Annotated in this window: 11 protein-coding genes; 2 read left to right on the top strand and 9 right to left on the bottom strand. The window is 71.0% G+C overall.

Going from position 1 to position 18140, the window contains the following annotated elements; translation table 11 throughout:
• Nucleotides 1-7 precede the first annotated feature (7 nt).
• From OHN74_RS27035 to OHN74_RS27015, 5 genes are all read right to left on the bottom strand, one after another.
• The gene (locus OHN74_RS27035; protein WP_327697178.1) at nt 8-1705 is read right to left on the bottom strand and encodes a serine/threonine-protein kinase; all 1698 of its coding nucleotides are present in this window, start codon (nt 1703-1705) and stop codon (nt 8-10) included.
• 95 nt (nt 1706-1800) lie between these two features.
• On the bottom strand, nt 1801-3426 hold the full coding sequence (locus tag OHN74_RS27030; RefSeq protein ID WP_327697177.1) for a serine/threonine-protein kinase: 1626 nt from the start codon (nt 3424-3426) through the stop codon (nt 1801-1803).
• Nucleotides 3427-3555: 129 nt separating this feature from the next.
• Nucleotides 3556-6501 (bottom strand): protein kinase domain-containing protein, encoded by a 2946-nt coding sequence (locus OHN74_RS27025; RefSeq protein ID WP_327697176.1) that lies wholly within the window; start codon nt 6499-6501, stop codon nt 3556-3558.
• A 152-nt stretch (nt 6502-6653) separates the two neighbouring features.
• The gene (locus tag OHN74_RS27020) at nt 6654-8834 is read right to left on the bottom strand and encodes a serine/threonine-protein kinase (protein WP_327700293.1); all 2181 of its coding nucleotides are present in this window, start codon (nt 8832-8834) and stop codon (nt 6654-6656) included.
• A gap of 378 nt (nt 8835-9212) precedes the next feature.
• On the bottom strand, nt 9213-10919 hold the full coding sequence (locus OHN74_RS27015; RefSeq protein ID WP_327697175.1) for a glycerol-3-phosphate dehydrogenase/oxidase: 1707 nt from the start codon (nt 10917-10919) through the stop codon (nt 9213-9215).
• Between the two features lie 298 nt (nt 10920-11217).
• On the opposite strand from OHN74_RS27015, the gene OHN74_RS27010 reads away from it, so the two are divergent.
• A complete protein-coding gene (locus OHN74_RS27010; RefSeq protein WP_327697174.1) occupies nt 11218-12426 on the top strand; it encodes a nucleotide sugar dehydrogenase in 1209 nt (402 codons plus the stop codon).
• A gap of 566 nt (nt 12427-12992) precedes the next feature.
• Here OHN74_RS27010 and OHN74_RS27005 read toward each other — a convergent pair.
• The 4 genes from OHN74_RS27005 to OHN74_RS26990 all read right to left on the bottom strand — a co-directional run bounded on the left by OHN74_RS27005 (nt 12993) and on the right by OHN74_RS26990 (nt 17385).
• Nucleotides 12993-14117 (bottom strand): GuaB3 family IMP dehydrogenase-related protein, encoded by a 1125-nt coding sequence (locus OHN74_RS27005; protein WP_327697173.1) that lies wholly within the window; start codon nt 14115-14117, stop codon nt 12993-12995.
• A 116-nt stretch (nt 14118-14233) separates the two neighbouring features.
• On the bottom strand, nt 14234-15736 hold the full coding sequence (guaB, locus tag OHN74_RS27000; protein WP_327697172.1) for an IMP dehydrogenase: 1503 nt from the start codon (nt 15734-15736) through the stop codon (nt 14234-14236).
• 193 nt (nt 15737-15929) lie between these two features.
• Nucleotides 15930-16517: a sigma-70 family RNA polymerase sigma factor gene (locus OHN74_RS26995; protein ID WP_105972817.1), complete on the bottom strand. Its 588-nt coding sequence runs from the start codon at nt 16515-16517 to the stop codon at nt 15930-15932.
• A gap of 256 nt (nt 16518-16773) precedes the next feature.
• Entirely contained in the window at nt 16774-17385 is a 612-nt protein-coding gene (locus OHN74_RS26990) for a response regulator transcription factor (RefSeq protein ID WP_003948568.1), read from the bottom strand.
• Between the two features lie 403 nt (nt 17386-17788).
• Between OHN74_RS26990 and OHN74_RS26985 the strand changes: the two genes are divergently transcribed.
• Entirely contained in the window at nt 17789-18118 is a 330-nt protein-coding gene (locus OHN74_RS26985) for a WhiB family transcriptional regulator (RefSeq protein ID WP_327697171.1), read from the top strand.
• The last annotated feature ends 22 nt before the right edge of the window (nt 18119-18140 follow it).

The raw sequence follows: 18140 nt of genomic DNA, 5'->3' as shown, positions 1-18140 counted from the left end.
TTTCCGGTCAGCCGCCCGTGACGAAGGTGTCCAGGGCGACATCGAAATACTCCTTCGCCTCCCGCACCTTGCCGACGGGCGCCGACACCCACACGTCGTACATCCGCCCGCCCTCCTCCCAGCACAGGTCATAGGTGTGCCGTGGTCCCTCGGCCGCACTGAAGCCGTCCCATGTGAACTCCCACAGTGCGGCGACCTGTTGGGCATGCACGGTCTCCGTGACGCGCCCGTCGCGGTAACCGGGGTTGGCGGAGGCCCCGTTGACGTCCGCCCGCTTCATCACCGCCAGTGGGCCGCCCGGTTGGGGGGCGAGAATCTTGATCCCGAGGCGGAAGGTCTCCCCCGGCGACAGATAGAAGACACGCTCCTGCTGCTCGGAACGCGTGAAGCCGTCCGGAACGGCGAGCGAGAAACCACGCGGGTCGTGAGCGAGACGGTAGCCGGAGGGAGCGGTCGGGGAGGAAGGCGACGGCCCGGCAGTGCCCGGCGATCCCTCCGTCGCACCGGGCGACACCGTCGACGTGCCGGGGGACCCCTCGGCCGTACCGGGCGCCACCCCCGTCCTGCTGGGCGACACCCCCGTCGCCCCCGACACCGTCGCCGTCGCTGTCGCCGTGTTCCTCGGCCTACCGCCCCCGTCGTCCCCCGAGTTCATCAACAGCGCCGCCGCTGACACCCCCGCCCCGGCCAGCGCCGCGACCAGCACCGCCGCGATGAGCACGGCCCGCCCCGAGGGCCTCGGCGGCGGCTCCGCCGTACGGGAGGAAGCCTTGCGGAGGGAGACCGTCGGCGTCGACTCACGGCTGCCGGTTTCCTCGCGCCGCTGGGGGTGCTGCCGGCCCGGCGTGTACGCGGCCGACAGTTTCGGCGTACGCCCGGTCGCCCGGAACGCCCGCAGCATCCGTTCCGCCTCCGCCGCGTCGAGGCGCCGCTCGGGATCGCGTTCCAGGAGGCCCCTTACGACGGGAAGGAGCGGCGCGGCCTGCGCCGGAGGCCTCACCTCGTCGATCACGACGGCGTGCAGGATGCCGCCCAACGAGTCCCGCCGGAAGGGTGATTCACCGCTCAGGGCCGTGCAGAGCAGCGCGCCGAGCGACCACAGGTCGGACTCCGGCCCGGTTCTGACCCCCGCCATCCGCTCGGGCGCGGTGTACTCGGGCGAGCCGACGAAGGAGCCGGTCTCGGTGAGCGTCGTCGCGCCCGCGACCTGGGCGATGCCGAAGTCGGTGAGGACGATCCGGTCGGTGCCGTCCTCCAGGAGCACGTTCGCCGGCTTCACGTCCCGGTGCAGGACACCGGCGGCATGGGCGGTGCCCAGCGCGCCGAGCAGGGCGATACCGATCCGGGCGGCCTCGTCGGCGTCGACGGGGCCACTCCGGGAGATCCGGTCGGCGAGCGACCCTCCGTCGATCAACTCCATGACGATGTACGGGCGTTCGTCGTCCTCGACGACATCGTGCACCACGATGATGTGCGGGTGGTTCAACTGGGCGACCGCACGCGCCTCGCGCAGGGTGCGGTCGCGCCGCAGCCGGGCCTCGTCCGTCGCGAGGGAGGTGTCCTGCGTCAGCTCCTTGACCGCGACCCGCCGTTCGAGCAGTTGGTCGGTCGCCCGCCAGACGACGCCCATACCGCCCCGGCCGAGCCTCGCCTCCAGGCGGTATCGCCCGGCGATCAGTCGGAAGCTCTCCCCCTCTGTCCCCATGCGCCTCATCATGCCGCACCGGACGACGGGACTCCGGGACGGTCAGCGGCGGATGACCGACAACCGCCGTACCAGGCGCACGAGGCAGGGGGCGGTCAGCCGGAGTTCGGCCGCCATCCTCGCAGCGCCGTTGTGAACTGCTCGCTCGCGGTCGCCCAGTCGGCCGCCGGTGCGGACATGTAGATCACGTACTCGGCTCCGTCCCGGCCGAGATACGCCTGCTCGATCGCCCGCCTCGGCCCCGGGAACTCCGAGTCCTTGGCCAGGGCGGTCCAGGTGAAGTCCCAGAGTGCGCCCTTGCGGTCGCGGTAGACGTTCGCCCCCAGGGTCACCCTTCGGTACTCGCTGAGCCGCTTGAGCTGCTTTTCCAGGTCGAGTTGGTGCTGGTAGGGGTCGTCGAAGTCCGGGGACTCGTCGATGGCGATACGCAGGAAGTGCTCGCCGCCGTCGGGCGAGTAGTCGATCTGGCCGTTCTCCTCCTTCCGCGTCCACCCCTCGGGCAGCAGGAGGCTGAAACCGGCCGGATCGTCGACACGCACCCAGCCCTTCGGCACCGAGGGAGCGCCGGCAGTGGCGGAAGGCGCGGCTGAAGCGGAGGCAGCGGCGGACGGAGCGGCCGGGGCGGCGGAACCGACCATCCACGACCCCTGGTTCCACTGATGCAGCGCGACCGCTCCGCATCCACCGACGACGAGCACGACCAGCGCGGCGACGAGGGCGATCACGCGACCCCGGCGGCGCGGCCGGCCCGGGGCGGGATGGCCGACGACCGTCCCCTGCTGCGCCGTGGCGGAGCCGACCGCCGCTGCCGCCCCGGCTATCCGGAAGGTCCCGACCTCCCCCTCCGCGGGCGAACGCACCGATCCGACGTGCTGTGTCGGCACATACTGCTGGGCCGCGCGGGGCCGTCGCCCCTCCGCCGCCTCCGCGAGCATCTGCTCGGCCTCGGCCGCTCCGGGCCGTACGGCGGGATCCTTGAGGAGCAGCGCCGTGATGACGGGCCCGAGCGGACCGGCGTACCGCGGCTCGGCCGGCTCGTCCTCGACTACCGCCTGCATGGTGGTCAGCGGGGAGGTGCGGCGGAACGGGGACCGGCCCTCGACGGCCGTGTACAGCGTGGCGCCGAGCGCCCACAGGTCGGAGGACGGTCCGGGGTCCTCGCCGCGCAGCCGTTCCGGGGCGAGATAGTCGACCGACCCGACGATCTCTCCCGTACGGGTGATGGTGGTGTCCCCCTCGACCTGGGCTATGCCGAAGTCGGTGAGCAGGACCCGGCCGTCCTGGGAGAGGAGGACGTTGCCGGGCTTGACGTCCCGGTGCAGTACGCCGGCTGCGTGCGCGGCGGTCAGCGCGCGCAGCACCCACAGACCGATCCTGGCAGCCTCACGCGGCTCGACGCGGCCGACGTCCTTGACCTCGTCGGCCAGCGAGTTGCCCTCGACGAGCTCCATCACGATCCACGGCCGGCCGTCATGGTCGAGCACGTCGTGCAGGGTGACGACGGCTGAGTGGTTGATCCGCGCCGCCGCGCGCGCCTCGGCCCGGGTACGGGCGAGCAGAACGGCCTTCTCGCTGTCGGACACATACAGTGCGGCCGTCAACTCCTTGACGGCGACGGCACGGTGCAGCAGCTCGTCGTGCGCACGCCACACCCGGCCCATGCCACCGCTGCCGATGACGTCGACGAGCCGGTAGCGGCCCGCGAGGAGCTGGCTCTGCATCTGATTCACGTTTCCCCGCAATGGTGTTGACAGGGGCAAGACTAAGTAGCGCCCTCGCCGGAGGAAACCGCAGGGGGCCCTACGGGGACAGCACTGTGACGGTTCTGCCCGCCGGGCCGGACCCCATGGTCAGCCGGTGGGCTGATAGGTCGCCGCCGCCTGCTCGTACAGGCGGGTCACCTCGTCCCGCTCGGCCTCCGGCCCGCGCAGCTGAACCACGTGGTACCGCCCGTCGACGACGATCGCGAGATTGCGTACGAACACCTCGCTGCCGGAGCCGTTCTGCCAGGTGAACTGCCCCTCGGCCATGGTCCGTCCGCCCACCTCGATGGTCCGCATCCCGCTGGACGTGGCCCAGGTCGAGTCGCGGAACGGCTGCAACTCGTACTCCCGCTCCCGCTGGTACGTCATCGGATCGGCGCCGTACGCCTTGGTGGTGTCCCGGCCCGGTACGACGATGAGCTGGAACGAGCCGTGCGAGTACACGACTTGCCCGCGCCCGTTCTTCCCTGCCCGGTCCCAGCCATTGGCGACGGCTACGCGGAAGCCAGCGGGGTCGGTGCGCACGGTGAAACCGGCGGCGGCATCGGGCCCGGTGTCAGGCGGTGTCTCGGACGAGGACGAGGACGGAGACGAAGACGAATTGGCCGACGGGGAAGCGCTGTTGCCCTTCCCGTCACTGGGCGAGGTCTGTTCGGGCCGCGGTTCGCTGCTCGCGTCCGGGGTGTCGGCCGACTGCTCCGGCGCGGCACTGACCTCCCCGGCGGAACCCGTCCGCTCCCCGTCGCTGCCGGCCTTCGGCATGAAGTACATGGCGTACGCGATCGCCGCGACCAGCACGAGCAGTATCAGAAGGAGCAGGTTGCGGCCCAGTCTGCGCGGCGCCCGCTGCTCCTGCCTGGCCCGCTTGTGCCGGCCGTGCGGACCGGTCGCGGGCAGCCCTGCCCGGCGCCTGCGCACCAGCTCGCCCCGGCGCCGCACGATCGGCAGCCGACGCGGATCGGTGGGCGGCGCGGCGACGACGTGCGCACCTGCCTCCGGCTCCGGCGCCGAGCGGACGAGGGAGCGCAGCCAGCCGTTCAGCTCCTCGAAGTCGAGCCGCTCGGTGGGGTCCTGACGCAGCAGCGACTCCACGACGGGCCTGAGCGGCCCGCACTCCTCCGCGAAGGCGGGCGGCTCGGCACACACCAGCTGCACCAGCTCGGCCGTCGACTCCTCGGGGTAGGGCGCATGCCCCTGTACGGCCCTGAAGAGCAGCGCGCCGAGCGCCCACAGGTCGGTCGCGGGACCGATGGGCGCGGCCAGCTGCCAGTTCTCGTGCACGGGCCCGGCCTGCTCAGGCGCCCAACGCTCGGTCACCGCCCCGACGACAGACATCCGCGCCTGCCGCGCCCGCTCTGCGGCCAGCGCGGTGGCGGGTCCACGCCTGGGGGCATCGGCGACGGCCGTGCCGTCCCAACGGCCCGGGGGCCGGCCGGGGGTGCGGTCCTCCGGCAGAGGCTGGTCCTGAGGGTGAGCGTGCGGGTGTGCGTGACCGGGCGGCCGGGGCTGCTGCTGCTGCTGCGGAATGCTGTCGGCGACCCCGCTCGTCGCGGCGCCGCTTCCTCCGGCGGACAGAGCGGTCCGCGCCTGTCCGGTGTGCCCGGCCTGTGGCCCGAGCCCAGCAACCCCGGTCGCGGGGGCTGCCCCACCGGTCCAGGCGGTCGGGTTGCGCACGCCGTAGGGGTCGGCGATCTGCCCCGGCGGCGGAGTGGCCGGACCGCGCTCCACACCGGTGCCGTACGCGCCGCCACCGGTGTCACCGGCCGCCTCGATCGGAGGCCTGGCGCCGGGCAGCGCGGTGCGCCCGCTCTGCTCGGCCTCCTGGACCCGGGCCGCGGCACGGGCTCCGGCCCGATACGCGGCGATCGCCCCGGCCCGCGCCGCCCGGATGTCCCCCCCGGTCTCCAACGCCCGCCGCTCGCCCCCAGCGGAGCCTGAGTTGCTCGCCTCGACACCGGCCCCGGGCACCCCGCCACCGGTCCGCGCCTCGATGGCGGCACGCCGGGCAGCCTCGGCATCAGCCCCGGAACTCCCGCCGAACGTGCCCCCGACGACGCCGTGACCCCCGTCGGGACGACCCTGACCACCAGTCCCACCGCCGGTCAGTCCCTGCGGCCTCACCACGCCAGGCCCACCCGCCGACGAAGCCGGTGACTGCCCGTACCCCCCGCCCCCGCCGCGCCCGCCCGCCGAACCAGCGCCGGTCCGTGCCTCGATGGCGGCACGCCGGGCAGCCTCGGCATCAGCCCCGGAACTCCCAGCGAACGTACCCCCGACGACCCCGTATCCCCCGCCCCCACCGGAAGGCCCGGCACCACTGCGGCCACCAGCCCCCGGAACGCCAACAGCCGTGCTCGCGCCCCCTGCGGGCTTCGCGTCCTCCGGTGCCCCAGCCACCTCCGGCGTATGCCTGCCGGGTACCGGGTCGTATCCGCACAGCGCCTCTTCGGCCGCCCCGGCCGCCAGCCCGGTGAGCATCACGCGCCCGTCGTCGCAGACGAGCACCGTGCGCTCGGTGATGTTGCGGTGCACCCAGCCGTGGGCGTGCAGCACCCGCAGGGCCATGAGGACGTCGGCGGCGACCTCGGCCGCGCGGTACGGCGTCAGCGGCTTCTCGGCGAGCAGCGACTCCAGTGACCTGGCCGGGACCAGTTCACTCACTATCCACAACGAGCCACCCTGCGCGAACACGTCGAAGACCTGGTCGAGCCGTGGGTGATCAGGGATGGACGCAGCGGCCTGCGCGGCCTCTATGGCCCGCCGTACGGTCGGATCGCTGGGCCGACGGGTTGCCGCGGACCGCGTGGCAGCGCTTCGGGCCCGACGCCCGTCCCGCGCCACGAAACCGTCCGGCAGCCCGTCCGCGTCCAGCACCTCGGCCTCGACGACTTCGGGCAACGGCACCTGCCTGACCAGAACTTCCTGCCCGCTGTACGTATCGAAGGCCCGGGTCTCGGACTGTTCGAACTCATCGGACGTCGGCAGCGGCAGGCGATAGCGGTCGGCGAGCACCCGCCCCGCATATTCCTCCACGATGCCTCCCCCGGCCGTCCGGCTGCTCAATTCCGTTCGCCATACGTCCCGTTCTGCATGCGTACGGTCCGCAACCACTCACGATACGTGCCGGAGGCAACTCACAAAGAGGGGATGCGAGATCTCACGGCCTCAACTCGGGAGCGCGGGCATCACGATTTCGGTTCGAACGTCTCCGTGAAGGTCCGCCATGTCTCCTTGCGCAGCCCACTGTCCCAGTTCGACGCTTTCGCGGTGTACATGAGCCCGTATCCGAGTTGGCCGTTGACGACGAACCCCCGGTCCACCGACCGGTACTTCGTCCCGCCCTCGCTGTAGGTGAACTCCCAGTCGGCCGTGTTCCAGCTTCGGTAGTCCACCTTCGCTATTCGGATCCGGACATACTGCGAGCGCGTCATGTACTGCTCTTGGTTCTTCCAGTCCGCCACGGGGTCACTCTTGGGCGTGGTGGTCCATCCGACGAGCAGCCTCTGCCCGTCGGGCCCCGCGAACCGGGCCCCAGCGGCACCCGTGGACTCGTACTTCCACCCGGCGGGCAGTCCGATCGAGAACCCCTGCCCGCTCGTGTACGTGGACACACCCACGGAACCACCGGACGCACTCGCCGACGCACTGGGCGAGTTGCCCGAGCCCGCTTCCGTGCCCGAGCCGGTCCCCGCCTCCGCGCTCTTCGTGGCGTCGGCACTCTGCCCGCCGTCCGTACGGGTGCCCTCGTCCTTGTCCTCCTTGGTCTCGGCGGAGGCGGAGGACGTGGACGTCACCTTGTCCCCGCCGCTCTTCGCCCCGTCGGCGGAACTGTCGGTGGACTTGTCGCCCCCGAGCACGAGGGCCAGCACCACACCGAGCACGATGACCGCGACGACCACTCCGATGATCACCAGGGTGCGCTTCGGCACCACGTCGGTGATCGGCGCCCTGGGCACGGACCGGGGCGGCAGATCCGGCGGCGGCACGACGGGCCAGCCCGAACTCCGCCCACCGGTACCGGCGTTGCCGCCCTGCGCCGCGCTGTCCCGGGCCTGACCGTCCCGGGCGCCGGGAACAACGGCCCCCTGAGCAGCGCGCCCGGCCGGTTTCCCGGATTCCCGCGCACCGCCGCTCTCCGCAGCCTCGTCCGCCGAACCGGCGGCAGCCGCACTCCCGGAGACCGCGGTCTCGGAGACCGCAGCCCCCGCACCCGCTCCGACCCCGGTCGCTCCCCCGCCCTCGGAAGGACCGGCAGTTCCGGCGGAGTCGGCGGACTTCGTACGCACCGCCGCCCCCGCCCCGGCGCCCGCCGCCACGGCCGCCTTCTTGACGGACCGGAACGCCCCGCGGAACCGCTCGCCGGCGTCCTCGCCCCGCTTGCTGCCGGGGCCGGAGTCTGCAGCCGAACTCCCGCTCTCCGCGCCCTTGCCCGCCCGCTTGCTCCCGCCGGGGACGGGCGGCAACGGCACGACCTTCGTGGCGTCCACCGGCTCCGGCTCGGCCGGCCGGTGCTGGGGCGCGTGGATCACCTCGTTGAGCATCTTGCGCGCACCGGCGTCGTCGAGCCGCTTGGCGGGATCCTTGGTGAGCAGGCCGTAGATCACGTCCCGCAGCGGGCCCGCGTTCTTCGGCTCCTCCAGCTGCTCCGTCATCACGGCGGTCAGCGTCGCGATCGCCGACCCCTTGTCGTACGGCGGCACACCCTCGACCGACGCGTACAGCAGGCCGCCGAGCGACCAGAGGTCGGCAGCCGGGCCGGGCTTGTGGCCTCGGGCCCGCTCCGGCGAGATGTAGGAGGGAGCGCCGACGAGCATGCCGGTCGAGGTGATCGACGGGTCGCCCTCGACCTGCGCGATACCGAAGTCGGTGAGGACGACGCGGCCGTCCTCGGACATCAGCACGTTCGACGGCTTCACGTCGCGGTGCAGGATGCCCTCGCGGTGCGCGGACCGAAGCACGTCGAGGATCGCGAGGCCCACCTCGGCCGCGCGCTGCGGCTCCAGCAGCCCGTCCTCACGGATGACCTCGGCGAGCGACTTGCCCTCGACGAGTTCCATCACGATCCACGGCCGGTCGTCCTCCTCGACCACGTCGAAGACGGTCACGGCGCTGTTGTTGCGGATCCGCGCGATCGCCTTGGCCTCGCGCAGCGTCCGCGTGATCAGGCGCCGCTTCTCGTCCTCGTCGATGCTCCCCGGGAACCGCAGCTCCTTGACGGCGACTGTTCGACCGAGCGTCTCGTCCTCCGCACGCCAGACGGTGCCCATGCCGCCGCGGCCGAGGACTCCTCCCAGCCGGTACCGCCCGGCGAGGAGACGCTCACTCCTGTCCTGACGGGATGCTCCCGCCCGCTCCGCCTCCGACATGCGTCCCCTCATGCAACCCGCCCTGACAGAGCCTCCATTGTCCCTCACCCGACAACCGGCCGATGCCCCGGGTGCCCCTCGGGACGGACGGCGGCCTGCGGGAAGGGAGACCGCGTGAAGCAAGCGATCCGCCGTCCTACCTGCTGTCACTGCCTTTCCCCCCTCCCCGACGAACACGGACGCGAGCGCGGAGCCCGCCCCCGAACCGGCCTCGCTCGCCGCCCAGTTCCGGCCCCGCACCTCGTAGAACGGACGGGTGTCGAGCAAAGATCCCAGCTCACGACACCCGTTCGAGTGACGACAGTGAGTTCGAGAGATATGGCCGGAAGTCGCCGGAGGTGCGAAACCGGCGGTGCGCGACCGGGAGTTGCGGAGGCGTCAGAGCGGCACGATGTCCGGCGCACCCAGCCGCGCGGCGTCCGCCGTCAGGTCGTCGGGCTGGCGCTGCGACTCGCGTTCCGCCTCCACCCTCTTGTCGTAGTGTTCGACCTCGCGCTCGATCTGGTCCTTGTCCCAGCCGAGCACGGGCGCCATCAACTCCGCCGCCTCCCGGGAACTGCGCGTGCCCCGGTCGAACGTCTCGATCGAGATCCGGGTCCGCCGAGTCAGCACGTCGTCCAGATGCCGCGCCCCCTCGTGCGAGGCCGCGTACACGATCTCCGCCCGCAGATAGTCCTCCGCCGCCTGCAGCGGCTCGCCGAGCGAGGGGTCTGCGGCGATCAGGTCGAGGACCTCCTGCGCCAGTGAGCCGTACCGGTTCAGCAGGTGCTCCACGCGCACCACATGGAGGCCGGTGCGCGCGGCCGTCCGTGCCCGGGCGTTCCACAGCGCGCGGTAGCCCTCGGCGCCCAGCAGCGGCACGTCCTCCGTCACGCACTCGGCGACCCGCTGGTCGAGCCCGTGCACCGCCGCGTCGACCGCGTCCTTCGCCATCACCCGGTACGTCGTGTACTTGCCGCCCGCCACGACCACGAGCCCCGGCACCGGATGCGCCACGGTGTGCTCGCGCGACAGCTTGCTGGTCGCGTCGGACTCACCGGCGAGCAGTGGCCGCAGGCCCGCGTACACACCCTGGACGTCGTCCCTGGTCAGTGGCACCGCGAGCACCGAGTTCACATGCTCCAGCAGATAGTCGATGTCGGCGCTGGACGCGGCCGGGTGGGCCTTGTCGAGGTCCCAGTCGGTGTCCGTCGTCCCGACGATCCAGTGCCGGCCCCACGGGATCACGAACAGCACGGACTTCTCGGTACGCAGGATCAGCCCGGTCGTCGAGTGGATCCGGTCCTTGGGCACGACCAGATGGATGCCCTTGGACGCCCGGACGTGGAACTGGCCGCGCTCACCGACCATCCCCTGGGTGTCGTCGGTCCACACTCCGGTGGCGTTGACGATCTGCCGGGCGCGGATCTCGTACTCCCCGCCGCCCTCGACATCCTGCACCCGGGCGCCGACGACCCGCTCCCCCTCACGCAGGAAGCCGGTCACCCGCGCGCGGTTGGCGACTTTCGCGCCGTACGCCGCCGCCGTGCGCACCAGGGTGGCCACATAGCGGGCGTCGTCCATCTGCGCGTCGTAGTACTGCAGCGCTCCGACCAGCGCGTCCTTCTTCAAGGCGGGCGCGACACGCAGGGCGTGACGGCGGCTCAGGTGGCGGTGGCCCGGCAGCCCCCGCCCATGCCCGCGCGCCATCGACATGGCGTCGTAGAGCGCGACGCCCGCCCCCGCGTACAGCCGCTCCCAGCCCTGGTGCTGAAGCGGATACAGAAACGCCACCGGCTTCACCAGGTGCGGAGCGAGCCGCTCCAGCAACAGCCCGCGTTCCTTCAACGCCTCCCGTACGAGGCCGAAGTCGAGCATCTCCAGATAGCGCAGACCACCGTGGATGAGCTTGCTGGACCTGCTCGACGTGCCCGACGCCCAGTCACGGGCCTCCACCAGGCCCGTGGACAGGCCGCGGGTCACGGAGTCGAGCGCGGTACCCGCACCGACCACGCCTGCGCCCACCACCAGCACGTCCAGCTCACGCTCGGCCATAGCTGCCAGTGACTCGGCGCGCTGCGCCGGTCCCAGTGCCGCTGTCCTCATCGCTGCCTCCTGCTAGTCGGTCGCGCCGGCATCTTCCGTACGACCAGCTGACTGTGTCCCCCGCCGTACGGCTACGCCTGCCCGAATCCCCTGCCCGAATTCTCACCGGGTTGCCCGACTTCGGCCACCACCCGCCCTCAGCCTGTGGACAACCCACACAGAAACACCTGTGGAAACTCGCCCACCCAATCACGCATATCGGTCATATTTACTCCTAGTCTGACATTGCGCTCGCTCGTTCTGTCCACAGGGCTTGCGCACCTGTCCCGCTTCGGCTACTGGGAAGGACGGCCCACGCATGCCCGCAGATCTCGCCGTCATCGGACTCGGACATCTCGGCCTGCCGCTGGCCCAGGCCGCCGTCGCCGCCGGCATCCCCACGCTCGGGTACAAGACCGGCCCGGAGGCCGGTTCCCTGACGGCCGCCGAACTGCGCCGGATGCTCTCCGGGGGGTTCCGGACAGCCGCCGGCCCCGCCGAGCTCGGTCGTGTACGCACCGCCGTCATCTGCGCCCCCACCCCGCGCGGCGCCGACGGCACGCTCGACCTCAGCCAGGTGGAGGCCGCCGCCCGCACCCTCGCCGCCCGTCTGCGCCCGCACACCACGGTGATCCTGGAGTCGCCCGTACAGCCGGGCACAACGGAGGAGTTCCTGCGCCCCCTCCTCGAAGAGGGCTCCGGGCTGCAGGCGGGCCGCGACTTCCACCTCGCCTACTCCCCCAGCCGCGTCGACCCCGGCAACCGCGACTTCACACCCGCCAACACCCCGAAGGTCATCGGCGGCCTCACCCCCGCCTGCACCGAATCGGCCGCCGCCTTCTACAGCCGGCTCACCGACAAGGTGGTACGCGCGCGTGGACCCCGGGAAGCGGAAACAGTGCAGCTCCTGGAGACCAACTTCCGGCACGTCAACATCGCCCTCGTCAACGAGATGGCGGTCCTCTGCCACGACCTGGGCGTCGACCTGTGGGACGTCATCCGCTGCGCCGAGACCAAGCCGTTCGGCTTCCAGGCCTTCCGCCCGGGCCCCGGCGTCGGCGGCCACGCCACCCCCCAGGACCTGCGGGGCCACACCGGCCACGCCCTCCGCATGGTGGAACTCGCCCAGCAGGTCAACAACCACATGCCCCAGTACGTCATCCAGCGCGCGGCCACGCTCCTCAACGAGCACGGCAAATCCGCCCGGGGCGCCCGCGTACTGCTCCTGGGCGTCACCTACAAGCCGGACCTCGCCGACCAACAGGGCTCTCCCGCCCAGGAGATCGCGATCCGCCTGATGGAGCTGGGCGCCTCCGTCAGCTACCACGACCCCCACGTCCCTTCGTGGAGCGTCCTGGACCGCCCCGTCCCGCGCGCGGACTCCCTCTACGAGGCGGCGGCCGACGCCGACCTGACGATCCTCCTCCAGCAGCACCGCACGTACGACCTCCAGGGGCTGTCGGTGAAGGCGCAGCTGTTGTTGGACACGCGGGGGGCTACGCCTACGGGGGCGGCGCATCGGTTGTGAAGGGGGCGCCCAGTACCGGCCCGAGCCCCTGGAGCTGGTGGCACACAGCACTTCGCGCCGGTACCGTACAAATGAGGTGGAGCCCACCGCAGCGGGAACTGCGGCAGGCTCCTGAACGGATCACGGGTGTCCGCCCCTAGCTTTCATAGGGGCGGCCGCTCACCGTCCGTAAATCCACAAGACGCACCTCCTCCGGAACTTGACCGCCCGAAGACGGATCCGGTCCCAGCGGGTGGGCTTGCGGTGGCGACCCATGGGCGCCCCCTTCCGCGACGCCGCCCATAGACCCGGTAGGCGGTTTGCTGGAACTCGGGCCGGGCCCCGACGGGCGGGGGTCCGGAACCATGTCCTGGAAGGGGGCGCTCCAGAGAACTGGGGCGCCGGACACACACGCTAGTGGCCTCACCACCCTTGACCGGCCCGCATTCGCCCCGAAAGCAACCGTGCGCCCCCCTCCCGCAAAACACGCCCCACCAGTCCCACTTGGACACACGAAGGGGCCCGGCCACCCCCACGGGTAACCGGGCCCCACCCTCTGCTCAAACCAAGTGCAGCGTCATCTCGCATCAACGCATGTGCGTCGAGTCCGCCACCGTCACCTCGACCCGCTGGAACTCCTTGAGGTCGCTGTAGCCGGTGGTGGCCATGGCGCGGCGCAGGGCGCCGAAGAAGTTCATCGACCCGTCGGGGATGTGCGAGGGGCCCGTGAGGACCTCCTCGATCGTGCCGACCGTGCCGAGGTCGACCTTCTTGCCGCGCGGCAGCTCCTCGTTGACGGCTTCCATGCCCCAGTGGTGGCCCTTGCCGGGCGCGTCCGTGGCGCGGGCCAGCGGGGAGCCCATCATCACGGCGTCGGCGCCGCAGGCGATCGCCTTGGGGAGGTCGCCGGACCAGCCGACGCCGCCGTCGGCGATCACGTGCACGTACCGGCCGCCGGACTCGTCCATGTAGTCGCGGCGGGCCGCGGCCACATCGGCGACCGAGGTGGCCATCGGGACCCGGATGCCGAGCACGTTGCGCGTGGTGTGCGCGGCGCCGCCGCCGAAGCCGACCAGTACACCGGCCGCTCCGGTACGCATCAGGTGCAGGGCCGCGGTGTACGTGGCGCAGCCGCCGACGATCACCGGGACGTCCAGCTCGTAGATGAACTGCTTGAGGTTCAGCGGTTCGGCGGCACTGGAGACGTGCTCCGCGGAGACCGTCGTACCGCGGATGACGAAGATGTCCACGCCCGCGTCGACGACGGCCTTGGAGAACTGGGCCGTGCGCTGCGGGGAGAGCGCCGCCGCGGTGACCACGCCCGAGTCGCGCACCTCCTTGATGCGCGCTCCGATCAGCTCCTCCTTGATGGGAGCCGCGTAGATCTCCTGGAGGCGGCGGGTCGCGGTGTCCACGTCCAGCCCGGCGATCTCGTCGAGCAGCGGCTGCGGGTCCTCGTAACGCGTCCAGAGGCCTTCCAGGTTCAGGACGCCGAGGCCGCCCAGCTCGCCGATGCGGATCGCGGTGGCCGGGGAGACGACCGAGTCCATGGGGGCCGCCAGGAAGGGCAGCTCGAAGCGGTAGGCGTCGATCTGCCAGGCGATCGAGACCTCCTTCGGGTCGCGCGTACGACGGCTGGGGACGACGGCGATGTCGTCGAAGGCGTACGCCCTACGGCCGCGCTTGCCGCGCCCGATCTCGATCTCAGTCACGTGTGTGGCCTTTCCATCCTTGGTTCTGCGCCTCCCAGTATCCCCGACGGGCACGACGAAGGCGGTCCCGGAGTACCTCCGGGACCGCCTAGCGCACGTCCGGCTACCGCTCGCGCCTACTTGCGGCTGTAGTTGGGCGCCTCGACCGTCATCTGGATGTCGTGCGGGTGGCTCTCCTTGAGCCCCGCGGACGTGATGCGGACGAAGCGGCCCTTGGTCTCCATCTCACCGACGGTGGCCGCCCCGACATACCCCATCGTCTGGCGCAGACCGCCGACGAGCTGGTGCAGCACATTGGCCAGCGGACCCCGGTAGGGCACCTGGCCCTCGATGCCCTCGGGGACGAGCTTGTCGTCGGAACCGACGTCGGCCTGGAAGTAGCGGTCCTTGGAGTACGACTTCGCCTGGCCGCGCGACTGCATGGCGCCCAGTGAGCCCATGCCGCGGTACGACTTGAACTGCTTGCCGTTGATGAACTGGAGTTCGCCCGGGGACTCCTCGCAGCCCGCCAGCAGGCTGCCCAGCATCACGGAGTCGGCACCGGCGGCGAGCGCCTTGCCGATGTCGCCGGAGTACTGCAGGCCACCGTCGCCGATCACCGGGATACCGGCGACGCGGGCCGCGAGGGCCGCCTCATAGATGGCCGTCACCTGCGGTACGCCGATGCCGGCGACCACGCGGGTGGTGCAGATGGAGCCGGGGCCGACGCCCACCTTGATGCCGTCGACGCCCGCGTCGATCAGGGCCTGGGCGCCGTCGCGCGTGGCCACGTTGCCGCCGATCACGTCGACGTGGACGTTCGACTTGATCTTCGACATCCAGCTCAGGGCGTTGCTGTTGTGCCCGTGCGAGGTGTCGACGACCAGGAAGTCCACGCCCGCCTCGGCGAGCCCCTGGGCGCGCTCCAGCGCCTCGGGGCTGGCACCGACGGCCGCGCCGACGAGCAGCCGGCCCTCGGCGTCCTTGGCGGCACTCGGGTACTTCTCGGCCTTCACGAAGTCCTTGACCGTGATGAGGCCCTTGAGGACACCGGAGTCGTCGACCAGGGGAAGCTTCTCGATCTTGTGGCGGCGCAGCAGCTCCATGGCCTCGGCGCCGGAGGTACCGACCTTGCCCGTGACCAGCGGCATCGGCGTCATCACCTCGCGGACCTGGCGGGAGCGGTCGGTCTCGAAGGCCATGTCGCGGTTGGTGACGATGCCGAGCAGCTTGCCGTTGCCGTCCGTCACGGGGACGCCGCTGATGCGGAACTTGGCACACAGTGCGTCGGCCTCTGCCAGCGTCGCGTCCGGGTGCACGGTGATCGGGTCGGTGACCATGCCGGACTCGGAGCGCTTCACGAGGTCGACCTGGTTGACCTGGTCCTCGATGGAGAGGTTGCGGTGCAGCACGCCCACGCCGCCCTGCCGCGCCATGGCGATCGCCATGCGCGACTCGGTGACCTTGTCCATCGCCGCGGAGAGCAGCGGGATGTTGACGCGGACGTTGCGGGAGATGCGGGACGAGGTGTCGACCGCGTTGGGCAGCACTTCCGATGCGCCCGGCAGCAGCAGCACGTCGTCGTAGGTCAGCCCGAGTGTCGCGAATTTGGCGGGCACTCCGTCGACGTTCGCAGTCATGACACCTTCCCCAAAGCCTTGATCGGTGCGGATGTCCATGCTAACGGGAAGCACGGGTCCCGAATTCCACGGTGCGAGCTGCCCCGGAGCTTCGTATGTTCGTACGGAGTCATCTGTTCGTACGGAGTCGGCGCTCCGACCGTTCACACAGGGCCGGGAAACCGAGGCTTATCGGGGTCCGCCGCTGCGGCCCCTACTGTTCTGCCAGCGCCCGGAGCCGGCTCAGCGCGCGGTGCTGGGCCACGCGCACCGCGCCGGGTGACATTCCCAACATCTGGCCCGTCTCCTCAGCGGTGAGACCCACGGCGATACGCAGCAGGAGCAGTTCGCGCTGGTTCTCCGGGAGGTTGGCCATGAGTTTCTTGGCCCATTCGGCGTCGCTGCTGAGCAGCGCGCGTTCCTCCGGGCCCAGGGAGTCGTCGGGGCGTTCCGGCATCTCGTCCGAGGGGACCGCCGTCGAACCCGGATGGCGCATCGCGGCGCGCTGCAGGTCGGCGACCTTGTGCGCGGCGATCGCGAAGACAAACGCCTCGAACGGGCGCCCGGTGTCGCGGTAGCGCGGCAGGGCGAGGAGTACGGCGACGCAGACCTCCTGCGCCAGGTCCTCCACGAAGTGCCGCGCGTCGCCCGGCAGTCGGGACAGCCGGGTGCGGCAATAGCGCAGGGCGAGGGGGTGGACATGCGCGAGCAGGTCGTGCGTGGCCTGCTCGTCTCCGTCGACGGCGCGGTGGACGAGACCACCAATCACCCCATGGGCATAAGCCGCCTCGTCGTCACGCATCGGACCATGGTGCCTTGGTGTCGCTCCCTCCGTGGCACCGCGTCCGTTGTTGTGCACCGAAGCGTTATGAGCAGGTGCGCCGGAACTCATCTCCTGCGCCCTCCCCTTCCGCTCGACCGACTTGTCCCCGAGGAACTCCACACCTCAAGGATGCGGCATCCGCGGCGAAACAAGCAGCGGGCACCCGGCGGGCCGTTTTGCGACCCCCGCCCACCTTGCGGTAGGCGGGGACTTCTTCACCCCCGGCGAGGTCCACTTAACGGACCAGACCCCACCGGAAACCGAGCGCCACCGCGTGCGCGCGGTCCGAGGCGCCGAGCTTCTTGAACAGGCGCCTGGCGTGCGTCTTCACCGTGTCCTCGGAGAGGAACAGTTCGCGTCCGATCTCCGCGTTCGACCGGCCGTGGCTCATGCCTTCCAGAACCTGGATCTCACGCGCGGTGAGCGTGGGCGCGGCGCCCATCTCGGCCGAGCGCAGCCGGCGCGGCGCGAGCCGCCAGGTCGGGTCGGCCAGCGCCTGCGTCACCGTGGCCCGCAGTTCGGCACGCGAGGCGTCCTTGTGCAGATAGCCGCGGGCACCGGCGGCGACGGCGAGCGCCACGCCGTCCAGGTCCTCGGCGACGGTGAGCATGATGATGCGTGCTCCGGGGTCGGCGGACAGCAGCCGCCGGACCGTCTCGACGCCGCCCAGACCGGGCATGCGTACGTCCATCAGAATCAGGTCCGAACGGTCGGCACCCCAGCGGCGGAGGACTTCCTCGCCGTTGGCCGCCGTGGTCACGCGCTCGACACCGGGCACGGTCGCGACCGCGCGGCGGAGCGCCTCTCGGGCAAGCGGGGAGTCGTCGCAGACGAGGACGGATGTCATGGCCGCCCTCCGCAGCTGATGCGCGTCACCTTGAGCCTCCAGGCTGGTACTAATCGTCACCTGTGCGGTTGACGCTCGACCGATTTTCCCGGCAGTGGGTACTGCCGCCCGTCCGAGCGCTTGTTCCTCCAACCGCCTCCGCACATTCAACGACGGTCACTCGAAAGAGTTACGGGGCCGTGTGTCGTCTTCGGCACTCTACGTGAGGGTGCGCACACGGTGCAGACATGCACAACAGACCCTCAACCTTTCAACACAACCTATGCCCCATTTAGACGTTTTTCTTCCCTTTTATTGGTGTCTGAGGCTAGATTCGCAATGAGTCATATTTTCATCTCCTTAGATCGTAGTTGTACGGTCAGAGGCACCACCTCAGCCCAGAACGGCAACAAGGGGACACGCAATGGCAGATTTCTCCCGCCTTCCCGGTCCGAACGCGGACCTCTGGGACTGGCAGCTCCTCGCGGCCTGCCGTGGGGTCGACAGCTCGCTCTTCTTCCACCCGGAAGGAGAGCGCGGTGCGGCACGGAGCGCTCGCGAGAACTCGGCCAAGGAGGTCTGCATGAGATGCCCGGTCCGCGCGCAGTGCGCGGCGCACGCGCTGGCGGTGCGTGAGCCCTACGGCGTGTGGGGCGGGTTGACCGAGGACGAGCGCGAAGAGCTGATGGGGCGGGCGCGCAACCGGCTGGTGTCGGCGTCGGCCGGTGGCGGAGACGTCGGTTCGAACAACTGAAGGAACGTTTCTTCGAAGAGTG

The organism is Streptomyces sp. NBC_00459, assembly GCF_036013955.1.
In the GTDB taxonomy this organism is placed as follows: Bacteria; Actinomycetota; Actinomycetes; order Streptomycetales; family Streptomycetaceae; genus Streptomyces.
This window is presented reverse-complemented; position numbering and strand designations above follow the sequence as displayed.